Annotated in this window: 16 protein-coding genes and 1 other annotated feature; of the genes, 1 reads left to right on the top strand and 15 read right to left on the bottom strand. The window is 40.7% G+C overall.

Annotated features, from left to right (window positions below):
* Positions 1–212: 212 nt before the first annotated feature.
* The 14 genes from lacD to HMPREF3002_RS03520 form a co-directional block, all read right to left on the bottom strand.
* A complete protein-coding gene (gene lacD, locus HMPREF3002_RS03585) occupies positions 213–1,193 on the bottom strand; it encodes a tagatose-bisphosphate aldolase (protein WP_070449092.1) in 981 nt (326 codons plus the stop codon).
* A gap of 1 nt (position 1,194) precedes the next feature.
* Entirely contained in the window at positions 1,195–2,124 is a 930-nt protein-coding gene (locus HMPREF3002_RS03580; RefSeq protein WP_070665300.1) for a tagatose-6-phosphate kinase, read from the bottom strand.
* A gap of 10 nt (positions 2,125–2,134) precedes the next feature.
* Positions 2,135–2,650, bottom strand: a complete 516-nt coding sequence (lacB, locus tag HMPREF3002_RS03575; RefSeq protein ID WP_003002763.1) for a galactose-6-phosphate isomerase subunit LacB — start codon at positions 2,648–2,650, stop codon at positions 2,135–2,137.
* 16 nt (positions 2,651–2,666) lie between these two features.
* Positions 2,667–3,092, bottom strand: coding sequence for a galactose-6-phosphate isomerase subunit LacA (gene lacA, locus HMPREF3002_RS03570; RefSeq protein WP_070665299.1), 426 nt, complete (start codon positions 3,090–3,092; stop codon positions 2,667–2,669).
* A gap of 201 nt (positions 3,093–3,293) precedes the next feature.
* Positions 3,294–4,769, bottom strand: coding sequence for a PTS transporter subunit IIC (locus HMPREF3002_RS03565; protein WP_049474601.1), 1,476 nt, complete (start codon positions 4,767–4,769; stop codon positions 3,294–3,296).
* A gap of 94 nt (positions 4,770–4,863) precedes the next feature.
* Complete coding sequence (locus tag HMPREF3002_RS03560; RefSeq protein ID WP_003010999.1) at positions 4,864–5,169, bottom strand: PTS sugar transporter subunit IIB; 306 nt, start codon at positions 5,167–5,169, stop codon at positions 4,864–4,866.
* Positions 5,170–5,204: 35 nt separating this feature from the next.
* Complete coding sequence (locus HMPREF3002_RS03555; protein WP_023918370.1) at positions 5,205–5,681, bottom strand: PTS sugar transporter subunit IIA; 477 nt, start codon at positions 5,679–5,681, stop codon at positions 5,205–5,207.
* Positions 5,682–6,024: 343 nt separating this feature from the next.
* Entirely contained in the window at positions 6,025–6,771 is a 747-nt protein-coding gene (locus HMPREF3002_RS03550) for a DeoR/GlpR family DNA-binding transcription regulator (protein WP_049498244.1), read from the bottom strand.
* A gap of 215 nt (positions 6,772–6,986) precedes the next feature.
* Complete coding sequence (gene rpmA / locus HMPREF3002_RS03545) at positions 6,987–7,280, bottom strand: 50S ribosomal protein L27 (protein WP_003002805.1); 294 nt, start codon at positions 7,278–7,280, stop codon at positions 6,987–6,989.
* Between the two features lie 17 nt (positions 7,281–7,297).
* Entirely contained in the window at positions 7,298–7,642 is a 345-nt protein-coding gene (locus tag HMPREF3002_RS03540) for a ribosomal-processing cysteine protease Prp (protein WP_003002581.1), read from the bottom strand.
* A 14-nt stretch (positions 7,643–7,656) separates the two neighbouring features.
* Positions 7,657–7,971: a 50S ribosomal protein L21 gene (gene rplU, locus HMPREF3002_RS03535; protein WP_003007734.1), complete on the bottom strand. Its 315-nt coding sequence runs from the start codon at positions 7,969–7,971 to the stop codon at positions 7,657–7,659.
* A 34-nt stretch (positions 7,972–8,005) separates the two neighbouring features.
* Positions 8,006–8,093, bottom strand: a sequence feature (ribosomal protein L21 leader region).
* A gap of 140 nt (positions 8,094–8,233) precedes the next feature.
* Entirely contained in the window at positions 8,234–8,776 is a 543-nt protein-coding gene (locus HMPREF3002_RS03530; protein ID WP_070594946.1) for a membrane lipoprotein lipid attachment site-containing protein, read from the bottom strand.
* 53 nt (positions 8,777–8,829) lie between these two features.
* On the bottom strand, positions 8,830–10,050 hold the full coding sequence (gene thiI / locus HMPREF3002_RS03525) for a tRNA uracil 4-sulfurtransferase ThiI (RefSeq protein WP_070665298.1): 1,221 nt from the start codon (positions 10,048–10,050) through the stop codon (positions 8,830–8,832).
* Positions 10,051–10,068: 18 nt separating this feature from the next.
* Complete coding sequence (locus HMPREF3002_RS03520) at positions 10,069–11,211, bottom strand: cysteine desulfurase family protein (protein WP_070665297.1); 1,143 nt, start codon at positions 11,209–11,211, stop codon at positions 10,069–10,071.
* A gap of 192 nt (positions 11,212–11,403) precedes the next feature.
* On the opposite strand from HMPREF3002_RS03520, the gene HMPREF3002_RS03515 reads away from it, so the two are divergent.
* Positions 11,404–11,838 carry a DUF6556 family protein gene (locus tag HMPREF3002_RS03515; protein WP_049498239.1) on the top strand — a complete coding sequence of 145 codons (435 nt, stop codon included), beginning with the start codon at positions 11,404–11,406 and terminating at the stop codon, positions 11,836–11,838.
* A gap of 221 nt (positions 11,839–12,059) precedes the next feature.
* Here HMPREF3002_RS03515 and HMPREF3002_RS03510 read toward each other — a convergent pair whose 3' ends face one another.
* Positions 12,060–12,500, bottom strand: coding sequence for a hypothetical protein (locus tag HMPREF3002_RS03510; RefSeq protein WP_070665296.1), 441 nt, complete (start codon positions 12,498–12,500; stop codon positions 12,060–12,062).
* Between the last annotated feature and the right edge of the window lie 331 nt (positions 12,501–12,831).

Genomic DNA, 12,831 nt, shown 5'->3' with positions numbered 1-12,831 from the left:
ACGCCTAATCTAACTTAGTAACGCTCACTGCTATTCAACTTATGAACTTATTCTATCATATGTTTTTTATTTTGTAAACCCTTACAGCGAAAATTTTTAAACATTTTTTTATAAAAAATAAACAAAGCCTAAAAATAATGAAGAACATTGGAAGGAATTTCTTCCTTCCAATGTTCTAAATGTTGCTTTAGGAGGCAATAACGATTTGTTTCTTACACGCGTTCTGTCCAAGGTGTTGCCACTTTAGCCAAGACCGCATTCAATTCTTCAATATTTTGACGACCTTCTGTACGAAGCCATTCACGAGCAGCTGCTTCTCCATCTTTGATGTAAGCTTCTACTGAACCTGCCCATGTCGCACGTCCACAAAGAACACCGTTGAAGTTTGCACCAGATGCATGAGCAAATTCCAAGGTTTCTTGGAAGAGTTTTGCAGATACACCTGCACTGAGGTAGATGTATGGAAGGTTGGTTGCTTCTTCTTGTTCTTTGAAGAAAGCAGCTGCTTCTTCACGACTATAGACAACTTCTCCTTCTCCAAATCCTTCCACGAAGTTCACATTAACTGGAACTTCCACTTTCAAGACATCGATATTGAAACGAGGATCTGAGAAGACTTTCATAGCTTCAATGACTTTACGAGGTTTCACTTTCGCATATTCAGCAGAGGTTGCATCTGCAATTCCTTCGTCATAAGCCAAGATTTCAAGGAAGAATGGAATGTCCTCTGCCACACATTCTGAACCAATGCGTTCGATGTAAGCTTGTTTTTCTTGGTTGAGTTCTTCTGCACTATCTACATCATAGTAGAGCAAGAATTTCACAGCATCAGCACCTTGTTCTTTAATGCGTTTTGCTGACCAAAGGTTCAAGCAGTCAGGCAAGCGTTTGGTGCTGGATGTATCGTAGCCTGTCTTTTCGTATGCAAGCAAGAGACCAGCATCTTTGTCCAAGGCTTTCGTAGCAGGCAAACCATATTCTGGGTCCAACAACATTGATGAAGCATATTTTGTCAATTCATCTGCTACGAGAACTTTCAATTCTTCCATTTGTGCTACAGTTGGCTCAGTGTCTTGGTATTTGGCCATCAAGCGTTTCAAAGCCCCACGTTGGTCGAAGGCCAAAGCTGAAATAACACCGTCTTTTGTACTAAGACGTTCCAAATAGTTGCGTTTTTGTTCTGTTAATACCATTTTATACCTCTTTTACGATTAATTGTTGATACAAGGCATCATAGTGCCCCATGTTGACATGTCCTGTTTTTGCTTCTTGCGCATTTAACATTCCAAGAACATTTGCTTTCTTGAGCAAGTCTGCGTCACTCTCATGATGATAGAGACCAGATGCAATCCCTGCAACAGTCGAATCACCAGATCCGACTGGATTGACGACAGCAATCTTAGGAATATCTACCTTATAGAAGACATCCCCATGCTTAGCGAAAGCGCCATTTGCACCAAGGGAGACAATCACCCATTCGATGCCATCAAAGAGAGAATCCTGAAGAACTTCTTTTAAGTCTTCCACATTCTTACTCACTTCTTTTCCTAACAACTGTGATAATTCTTCATTGTTTGGTTTAATGACCGTAGGCTTAACAGCTGCTTGAATGGCAGCTTCTAAAGAAGCTCCCGAGCAATCGAGTACGACTGGTTTCCCAGCTTCCCTTGCAACCTTGACAAGGCTAGCATAGTAGTCCACTGGTAAACCAGCAGGAAGACTTCCAGAGATGGCTACAACCTCTACTTGTTCAACCAAGTGACGATAATGGTCGACAAAGTCTTGCCCTTCTTTCTCAGAAATGGTTGGACCTTTTTCTAAGATTTCTGTTTGCTTGCCTTCGTGAAGGATGGCGATACAATTACGTGTATCTCCAGCAATTTCAAAGAAACGTTCCTCTATTCCTTCTCCTAAATGATCGAGAATGAATTGCCCCGTTCGACCACCAAGTAGGCCAGTCGCTGCCACTGGATCCTTAATCTCAGAAAGTACACGGGTAACATTGAGACCTTTCCCACCAGCTGTCTTACTCACCTCAGCCACACGATTGACTGTATCCAACTGGAGTACATCCAAAGGATAAGAAATATCAATCGAAGGGTTCAGCGTGACCGTTAATATCATACGTCACCTCTTAGTCGTGGTATTCACCACGGTCCCATTTTTCAAGGAATTCTGTAAAGAAATCAGCATCCGCTTGATGAGCATTATGGGTTTCCACATGTTGGATCTTAGCGATCAATTTTTTATTTTCTTCAGTTGGTTTGTATTCAGCGTGAATGAATGCTTCAATGATATCGCACATGAGCAATTCACCCGTAATTTTACCACCAAACCCGATGACATTTGCGTTCAATTCTTCTTTTGCATAAAGAGCAGTTGTCATATCGCGTACCAAGGCAGAACGGATACCTGGTACTTTGTTAACCGCATTGTTAATCCCAACACCAGTACCACAGATACAAACTCCAAGATCTGCTTGGCCACTTGCTACGGCTTCACCGACTTTCTTACCAAAGATTGGATAGTGGGTACGTGTATGGTCATAAGTCCCAAAGTCGAGCACTTCGTATCCTTTTGATTTCAAAAAATCAGAAACAGCCATTTTTTCATTTGTCACAATGTGATCACAACCAATTGCAATTCTCATTTGAATTCTCCTCTCATTAGCACATCTTATTCAACATATCAACACGGATTTGGTGACGGCCACCGTCGTATTTACCATTGACGAAGCCTTTGGCAATGTTTTTCGCCAATTCATCTCCAACAATTTCAGCTCCCATGGTAATCATTCGAGAATTGTTGTGTCCACGTGTCATATAAGCAGAACGTTCATCTGAAACTTCTGCTGCCACCATTCCTTTGATTTTAGTCGCAACCATAAATGGACCAGCTCCATAAGCATCAATCACGATTCCAAGATTTTGATCGTTTTTGTTCACTTCGCTCGCAACTGCAAGTGTCACATCTACAAAATCTTGACCTTCAGCGGTTACATCTACAACATCGAAGTTTTCTTTTACAAGAAACTCTTTCACGAGATCTTTTAATCTTAATCCTGCAACATCTGCACCAATTACAATAGACATGTCCTGTCCTCCTTTTGTTTGTTTCAGCAAATATTCCTGTTGTTAATTTTTCACAAAGAAACATTTTCTTACTTTTGATATTATATTACACCTATTTCGAACGAAAGTCAACATTTAATTGTTTATTTTCGAACATTTTTTAAAATAAAAACACCATATCTAGAAAAGATATGGTGTCAGTTTTCAAACTACATGTGATGATTATTTTGCATTTGCAGCATATTCTTCGTTACGTTTGATCATTTGTTTTCTGTACCAAGCGAAGATTCCGATATAGAATGCCAAGAAGACAACTACACCAAGGATAGCTTTGATATCACCAGTTGTTGCGTTACCGATTGTCCAACCGAGCAATTTTTCAACTGGTCCTTCAAGAGTTGAGTGAGTGATCAATTGAGTAGAAGCTACCCCTTTAGGGAAGGCATCAACACTCTTAGCCAATTGAGTTGCAAATGGTGCAATCAATGTTCCTGAAAGAAGGAAGAGTGGCAAGAGAAGGCTTCCGAAGATGATCATACGGATCAATTTACCGCGTGTTACAACCAACAAGGCTGGAGTCACACCCATAGCGATGATACCTGCAAGTGGCAAGATACCATTTCCGACTTTAGAAAGAAGCACTGCTTCGATCAACATGATTGGTGCAAGTACGTTGGCACAAGCCCAAATTTCAGCACGACCAGCGATAAATGGCCAGTCCAAACCGATGTTGAATTTACGTCCTTGAAGACGTTTAGTAGCAACGTTTGTAATACCTTGTGACAATGGTTCTACCGCTGCGATGAACCAAGAACCGATCAATGAGAACAATTCCAAGCAGACACCGGCAGTCAAACCAAGGCTCAACCAACCTTTAATAACCAATTCCCATTTGGCAGCATCTGGGACACCAGCTACTGGATGTGGAGTACCCATGATACCGATGACGATACCAAGAAGGAAACCGATAAAGAATTTAGATCCCCAGAAACCGATCTTCTTGTTCAACTTAGCAGCGTCGAAGTCGTATTTATCAAGACCTGGGAAGAATTTGTCAAAGATTTTATCCAAGACCATGATGATTGGGTTCATCATGTAGTTCATGTGAGTTGAAGTCATAGGTGATGAACTTGGTGCATTCAACAAATCATCAAATGTTGGTTTCATCAAGTCTGAGTTGATGATTTTCATAATCCCTACAAGGACAACTGCAAGAGTTGCCAAGAAGAGTGATAAACCTTGGCTGACACCGTTGTTGTCCGCATACCATTTGATCAAAAGACCAGTGATAGACAAGTGCCAGATATCGAAGATATCGACGTCAAGTGTATCAGTCTTCTTGATCGCAAGCATGATAACGTTGACGATCAACATAATCAACAAGAAGTAAAGTGTCCAGGCAGACCCCCAAGTGATGGTCGCAAGAGGTGCCCAACCAACGTCAGTGATATTCAATTGAATACCTGTGTTCTCAACGAATTTTGCAAGAGACGCTGAGAAAGCTCCATTCAACATACCGATGATAGCACCGATACCAGTAAGGGCGATGGCAAGTTTAATACCACCTTCAAGGGCTTTAGAGAATTTCACTCCAAACAAGAGAGCCAATAAAGTCAAGACGATCAACATGATGATCGGAGCACCCATGTCTAGGATGGGTTTGAAAAACTTATTGGCAAAATCAATAATGCCATTCATAATAAATCCTCCCGATTTATAATTTGTTATATTAGGCTTTAATCGTTCCCAATTTTATCATTGGATAACGCTTACAAACTGTTTTAAAAAAATATTAACTTAATCCATGTTCTTTAATGGCAGCTTCGATATTATCAAAGACTGGCGCACTCATTGCTGGAATACGGAATAAAATTGGTCCTGCTTCTACCACTGGAATACCAGGATCGAATCCCAAATCAGTTGCAGCAATTGGAGTAAAGATATCATAACCTGAAATCAAGTCTTCATTGACGTCTTTGACCATGACAGCGTCACAACGCACATCATAACCGCGGTTTGACAACTCTTCTTCTACCGCACTCTTAATTTGGTGGCTAGAGTTAACGCCTGCCCCACAGGCAGCTAAAATTTTAATCATTTGGATGTCCTCCATTATAAATATTTACGAATGTTTTAGGAAATAGTTTCCGTTATGTATTGATAAAGCTTATCTTCACTATCTAATTTTGATAGAGCTTCGAGATTTCCATTGGAAGTAAAGAAATCCATCAGCTGGGCCAAAATATTCGTTTGGCTTGAGCTCGTATTATTGATAATAAAGAATAAGAGTGAAACTTGAACTTCCTTATCTGGAGCAATCATATTATGGAAAGTTACCGGTTGATCCAAACGAACCACAACCACATTCTCAGTGAGATTATGGACAATGTCTGTGTGCGGGATCGCCACATTTGGTAAGTCCTTACCAAGAAATTCCATGTCTAATCCAGTCGGGAAAGACTTTTCACGCTCAATCAAAGCGGAACGATAGGTTGGTGTCACAATCTGTCGCTCTTCCAATAAGCTTGCTACCTGCTCAAAGAGATCTGTTTGATCCTTGGCATGTAGGCAAAATACAAGATCTTTGTTAAAGAGTTGATTTAATCCCATTGTTGCCACCTCCTTATCTAACTATTTATTTTATGGCTTCAGTATATCACTATATTGATTGAATGTCAATCATTTTTTGTCGTATTTTGTTTATTTTTGTTTACATCCCTTCTTTAAAGCGCTTCCTAACCGTCATTTTCCAACATCATTAAAAAAGTAAAAAGAGAGTGGGACAGAAATCGGTAATTCGTTAGAATTCGATTTCGTCGTCCCTCCTTCGCACAGTTGAGTAGGGCTGTAAAAGCTGATGAAATCAGCGTAGTAGAGCCCATCAACCACTGCGTCTTGCTCGACAATCCAAAAATAATCGAGAGGCTAGGACTTTTGTCCCAGCCACTTGATCTTAAATGATTTTCGTATACAAGCCATATTTGTCTTTGATCTTTTTAGGAATGCTATCATCGGTAATAATGGCATTTAGATCTTCCACTCGATAGAAACTGTAGAAGGAATAACTATCAAACTTGCTGTTATCAGCTACCACATATTTTTCTATCGCATTGTTCAGAATAATGGCATTGCCATTTCCTTCTTCTTCATTAGCTGTAGAGACACTATGGCCATCGATTCCATTCACCCCGATAAAGGCTTTAGAAACCTTGATTTCTTTCAAGAGTTTATTGGCAAATTGACCGACAAAGGTTTGTGTCTTTACCCGGTAGCGACCACCAACTAAGATCAAGTCATAATTTGGGAAATCCTTGAGTTTCTCAAAAATAGGTAGGGAATTAGTGACGATGCTAATTTCTTTTCCTTCCAAATAATCTCCGATAAAGTCTGTTGTTGTACCAGAGCCAATAAAGACGGTATCCCCATTTTCGATCAAGTCTGCACATTTTTTGGCAATGGATCGTTTCTCATCAATATTGATCAGATTTTTCTCACTGTGAGAAGCTTCTAATAAACTATCTTTGACTTTTTTGTGGGCCCCACCATGTACACGAACTAAAAGACCTTGTTTTTCAAGATCGATCAGATCGCGACGAATGGTCATGTCTGTCACCCCAAAGAGTTCCTTGAGCTCTTTGACCGATACCACACTTTTTCGATCCAGCTCCTGAAGAATTTCAACATGTCTGCTATCTTTCATGGTACTACTTCCATTCCTACTATATTTGTCTCTATTATACTACATTTTTCAAAAAACACAAATTCAAACATTATATTAACAAGAGTAAACATGATATTTTTATAATAGATAAAAGAAAAAAGCCTTCCGTCAATCCGGAAAGCTTTGATTTATGCTATTTCTAGCTTCCTCACCTTTGGATCAAGGCTCGGGATAAAAAGGTTAAGGAAACCTTTTTATTTTGCGATTGGGTAAACAGAAACTTGTTTTTTATCGCGACCTTTACGTTCGAAGCGTACTACGCCTTCAACTTTTGCGAACAAAGTATCGTCTCCACCACGTCCAACGTTCACACCTGGGTAGATGTGAGTACCGCGTTGACGGTAAAGGATAGATCCACCTGTTACAGTTTGTCCATCAGCTGCTTTAGCTCCAAGACGTTTTGCTTGTGAATCACGTCCGTTTGATGTAGAACCTCCACCTTTTTTGTGGGCGAAAAGTTGCAAGTTAGCAAGATTCAATTTCAACATAATTGTTTTCCTCCATGTTAGTTTTCTGTGATAACTCTTGTTTGGACGAACTCTGATGAGTTCTCCGATAAGTTTGCCATCCCTAAGAAAAATGATTCAAAGAATAGTTGGGTCATTTCTCTCTGATGAGGTGGAATATCTGTCGGGATCGTCACCCGAAGGAAACCACCTTCTTCTTCGTTTAATTCTAGATCCGGTTCGTAGCCTGCAAATTTCTCAACAGAGTTGACAAAGTTAATGGCTAGAGTCGAAACCGATGCACACACGACATCAAAGCCGTATTCACCGCTTCCAGCGTGCCCAGTGATTTCTGCACTCCTCAGCTCGCCATCTTCGGCTCGTTCAAAGACTGCTTGTATCATGTGTTCTCCTAAAATTAAGCGTTGATAGCGTTGATGACAACTTTAGTGTAAGGTTGACGGTGACCTTGTTTACGGTGGCTACCTTTTTTAGGTTTGTACTTGTAAGTAACAACTTTCTTTTGTTTTCCTTGTTTTTCAACAGTTCCAACAACAGTAGCTCCTGAAACAAGTGGAGTTCCGACAACAGTGTTTTCACCACCAACAAGAACAACTTCGTTAAATGTAACTTCTTGACCAGCTTCAACGTTCAATTTTTCAACGTAGACTGCTTGACCAACTTCAACTTTAACTTGTTTTCCGCCAGTTTTAATGATTGCGTATGTGCTCATTATGCACCTCCTATGTATTTTTGGGTTTCCCCGTATTTTTGTGAAGACTCGCCTAGCATCGTGGGACGAACCACTTACTCTCATGGAAATGAGCGACGATGTTCGAGCGGTTGCACAGGCATGTGCATAGTCAACTCTCTTAGTATATCACTTCTATCAGACAAAGACAAGTATTTTTGCGCTTTGAAAACGAATTTCTTTTATAAAATCGATTATTTTATATCTTTTATTTTAAGATCGCTTGTCAGTCCGACTTCTTCATCTACTTATCCTTAAATTTAAAGTCATTGAAGCTCATTTTTGCTTTTGAAGAATCGTTCATGCTCTTCATCTTTTCTTCTTGTTCCTTGGTGATTTTGATAGGAATGGCTGCAGCCGTATTAGGTTTCAACACCCCTGATTCGCTCACTTCATAGTCCACTGTGACATCTTTAAAAAGTGGCTCTCCATCATATTCCAAATTTAGAACAAAGGATCCATCACGATCAATGGTTGTGGTGGTACGATTCACGATAAAGAACAAGGCGAAGCGGTTTTCCTCATTTCCAAAGGTATAGCCTGGGAAAAAGACAAATAATTTTCCAGGTTCTCCAAGCGTTGGATGTTCCTTGATAAATTTCTCAGAGGCTTCCAAGACTTCGTTGTCCTGATCTTTGTACTGGTCGGCTCTGACAAATGTGAGGGGTTCTTTTTTACTGCTGGTTGACTGGCTGGTCTTTTCTTCTTTTTTCGGACCAGTAAATGATACTTTGACACAGCCTGTCAACAGAAGCAAACTTGTCATTAATACGATAATTTTTTTCATTTTGTCTCCTTTAGATTTGAGTAGAAAAAGAGGCTGGATACTCCCAGTCTCCCCTATAGCAAATCCTCGATCAGGTCATCGACCTCATCTTTTTCTGCTTTTGGTGTGATTTCCGTTACGACGATGCCTGACACAGCACGCTCGACCAAAGCTTCCACATCCAACCGTTGCTCATACTGCTCCGCATTTTTGAGTTTCGGATTCGTCTTTGGACGATCTGGTGCAAAGATGGTACAACAGTCTTCAAACGGTTGGATGGAGATTTCAAAGGTATCAATCTCTTGGGCAATATCGATGATTTCCAACTTGTCCATGGTTACCACTGGACGGATAACTGGCGTATTGGTTACCGCATTTATGGCCTGCATACTCTCTAAGGTTTGGCTAGCCACTTGTCCCAAGCTTTCACCATTGATAATGACCAAACCACCACGAACCTCGCGAATGCGGTCTGTAATGCGCATCATAAAGCGGCGGGTCAGGGTCATGAGGTAAGCTTCTGGCGCTTTTGCCTTGATTTCCTCTTGGATCTCTGTGAAGGGCACCTCGATAAATTGGATATTGCCGCCAAACTTAGTCAACTTCCGTGTTAAATCATGGGCCTTTTTCAAGGCACCTGGGCTGGTATAAGGTGGGCTAGCAAAGTGGACTGCCTCGATATCCACTCCCCGCTTCAAGGCTAGGTAACCAGCTACTGGAGAGTCGATCCCACCAGAAAGCATGAGCATTCCCTTGCCAGACGTACCAACAGGAAGGCCGCCTGCTCCTTTAATGGTTTCATAAAAGATATAGGCTGCTTCTTCTCGAATTTCAACTTGCAAGTTGATATCTGGTTTTTTCATCTGAGCTTGGATGGTTGGGATCGCTTCAAAGACAGCACCTCCCAAGGTTTGGTTGAGCTCGCGACTATCGAGTTCAAAGGTATGGTCACTGCGCTTACTTGAGATTTTAAAGGTCAAGCCGTCCTTGTAAATCTCCTTCATGATCTCTTGTACTGCCGCTTTTAAGGCCGGAACAGATTTTTCAATCTTGTAAACGGGTGAAAAATTTTGAATTCCAAAAACCTGCTTGAGGGATTCTGCTACTGGCTCATAATCCGTCCCATGCAGATAAGCATGCGCCCGATCGCGGTCGGCTGTCACTTTGACAGCTGGATAGATAGATAAAACATCTTGGATATTATTGCGAAGTTTATTGATGAAACGCATACGGTTCTTTCCTTTAGTAGAAAGCTCTCCATAGCGAATCATAATTTCTGAATAGGTTAAGGTCATGTTGATTTCCTTCTAAAATTAACGTACTTTTCGTGTTTGCTCGTAAATCAGTTTGAACTTAGTCAAGAATTGCTCGACTTGGCTCATGTCATTTTCAAGATCGAGGCTTAAGCGAACAGCTGTCTGTGCGATACTCTTGTCCACTCCCATGGCAATCAAGGTTCCAGCTGGCTTACCTGCTTTGGACGAACAGGCACTAGTGGTCGAGATGTAAATATCAAACTCTTCAAAGGCATGGACCACTACTTCTCCACGAACTCCCTTGATCCCGAAAGTCAAGATGTGAGGCGCAAAGTGATCCTCACCAGAAAAGACAGTGACATCTGGATAGTTGGCCAATTCTTTGCGGATGACTTCTTTCATCTGCTGGGTCTTACTGGCAAAAGCTTCTTGGTTTTCCATGGATAAGCGTAGAGCTTTTGTTGTTGCTGCGATTCCTGCCACATTCTCAGTTGTCGAGCGCATTTCTTTTTCTTGACCACCTCCGGTTAAGAGAGGGGTGATCTTTTTGCCTTCTTTGATGTAGACAAAGCCGACTCCGCGAAGTCCATGGAATTTGTGACTAGAGAAGGTCGCAAAGTCCACGCGCTCTGGTAGATAAACTTCTGTTGCTACCTTTGCCAAAGCTTGAACAGCATCGACATGGAAACTAACCGTTGGGCGATCTTCCAGGAGAGCCGCGATGTCATGGATGGGCTGAATGGAGCCAATCTCATTGTTGACGGCCATGACAGAGACCAAGGTCGTATCCGGACGGAGTAGGTTAGCCAAGGCATCCACCTTGACAAAGCCACGCGCATCCACTGGAGCGTAATCCACTTCGAATCCCTGCGTCTTTAGCCAAGCAGCGGACTCCTTGATAGCGGGATGCTCGATGTCAGAGACAATGATATGCTTGCCATAAGGAGCTTTCTCAAAGGCGACACCCTTTAGGATCCAGTTGTCCCCTTCTGTCCCACCAGACGTGAAGTAAATTTCCTCAGCTTTCTTGCCAATTAGCTCCGCAATTTGTTTCCGAGAAGCTTCCAAAATACGAGTAGCTTGACTACCTAGATTGTGCAAACTAGAAGGGTTGCCCCAGATCCGAGTCGCTACTTCTGTATAAGTCGCAAGGGCTTCTGGATAGGGTTTAGTCGTTGCTGAATTGTCAAAATAGATCATGTCCTACGCATCCATCACTTTCTTTTTACGTAACTTCTATTTTATCATTTCTAACCGCTTGGGACAAGGATTTGATAAAGAGAGATCCGGCAAAATCACTCTATAAAAATCAGTTCTTTTTAGACATTTTTCAGAAAATGACTTATAATAGGAAAGTGTTAAAAAACAATTTTTGATAGAAAGAGAATGAACATGTCACAATATTCAAGAAGTAACAAAAACCAAAAACCTGAGGAAAAAGTTGATACAAGACCATCTCGCGGTGAGAAAGTCAAACAAGGTTTGTCCGTATTTCAAACGGTTGTAGCTACGATTGCCAGTCTCCTAGGGATTATCGTCACTTCCTTTACCATCATGAGTCTGCTCAATAAAGACAATCAAAAAACAGAAGACAAACCATCTAGTAGCACCAGCGTCGTCGTGGTCCACGATAAGGGATCTGACTCAAGCGCTACTAATACAGATGCTAACACCAATACACAAACCAATTCAAGCAATACAGAAACAAGTTCACAAAAAGAAACCGATAGCTCATCTGCTACTGAATCTAGCTCGTCTGCCGCACAAGACCAAGGCTCCACAGCAACAGACAGTGGCGCAGATACAGCATCATCTGGAACCAACTAAAAAATCAGTAAGGACAACCTTACTGATTTTTTTTATCTTTCGATTCCAGCTTTTTCTGATTTTTATAGAAAGCATCTATCTCGTTGTCATACTCCCATTTGAGCTTTGAACGCTCTTCCTGGAATTGATCCAATCATTCATATGGAAACTTTTTGGGTCTATATCTGTAAGCTGATTCTGCTAATGAAGCATATAGATTATCAAAACTTTTTAAATTCCAATTAGTCAAATAATCTCCCCCCAATTCTAATGTCGGATCCTATATACATCTCATCTAAATTTAATGTATTGTCCTCATTAATTGGGATATCTACTCCCCAACCCGATTCTTCAATATGATTTATACGTCCATAAACATTCATATAATATTCAGGAGTTGTCAGTCCACCATCACCCCATTGTGTCTGATCCCAATCAATCTGAACGGATTCAACTTTTGAATTTTGTGCTTTGACTAAATCAATTACCTTCTGTTCGTGTTCTTTTAGGTAGTCCAGTTGTTTTTTCTTTATAGTTTCTTCATCTTCCTTGATGTCTTTAGTAGATGAAGCAGCAATCGTTTTTCCTTGTTTTGTATCATCTTTCTGTTTCACAGTACATCCACCTACAATAAGTAGTGCTGCAATTGATGAAACTATTATCATGATTTTTCGACTTTTCATGAGTCCTCCTATCATTCTGTACAGATTATTCTTTAAAATTGGAAACTGGATAAATGTTATTCCGATTATGATAGCATTTATCATTTGAAGATCAAGCTATCACACTACATAGAGCTTTTTAAAATATGAGTTCATGATTTCTTTACTTTCAATCATCAACATTTTAAATTAAAAAGTATAACGTTAGTGACAATTTAGACTATTGGTCTATTACTTACACATAGCACGTTTTTTTCCTATCATTTTAAGTTCCAATTACTCAAATAATCTCCCCCCTATTCTAATGTCGGATCCTAGATACATCTCATCTAAATTTAATGTATTGTCCTCA

Source organism: Streptococcus sp. HMSC065E03, assembly GCF_001815045.1.
GTDB lineage: Bacteria > Bacillota > Bacilli > Lactobacillales > Streptococcaceae > Streptococcus > Streptococcus parasanguinis_AD.
The sequence above is the reverse complement of the archived record's forward strand: the minus strand, read 5'-3'. Positions and strand labels throughout refer to the sequence as shown.